A 397-nucleotide genomic window follows, 5' to 3' on the forward strand; every position below is an offset into this window, starting at 1 on the left:
TAAGATGACAGGTGATAAAATCTGTTTGCTTACACTGGACTGTAACGATTTGATATATGATGTATGCATCAATGAAAAAGACCTTCTGGGGGAACCTGCAATTGGCAGAAGATTTAAGGGGGTCATCTGGATGCAGGGAAAAGTAAATTATTAGGTAATATTAGTTCTCATAGTTAAATGGATATAACAAGTGCCTCCTAAGGTTCAATCATGGTTGAGACTTATGGAAGTTGCGAAGTGATAAGTCAGAGTTCGATTCCAACAGGGATTGACCTGAATGTCAAAATAAGATACAATGGAAATTCATCACAAGAGTGATTGAATTCATAGATATGGCAGCCGGAGCCAAAAGAGCTGAAAAGCCCGAAAATACGGCATTTGTCTCCTTAGTTAAATG

The 397-nt window shown here is 38.0% G+C and carries 1 protein-coding gene; it reads left to right on the forward strand.

The genetic code is table 11. The features are described from left to right. Positions 1-4: 4 nt before the first annotated feature. Positions 5-154: a DUF3881 family protein gene (locus Q5O73_RS10530; RefSeq protein WP_368076768.1), complete on the forward strand. Its 150-nt coding sequence runs from the start codon at positions 5-7 to the stop codon at positions 152-154. The last annotated feature ends 243 nt before the right edge of the window (positions 155-397 follow it).

The sequence above is a fragment of the Eubacterium sp. AF15-50 genome, from assembly GCF_934835595.1.
Lineage (GTDB): Bacteria > Bacillota > Clostridia > Lachnospirales > Lachnospiraceae > Eubacterium_G > Eubacterium_G segne.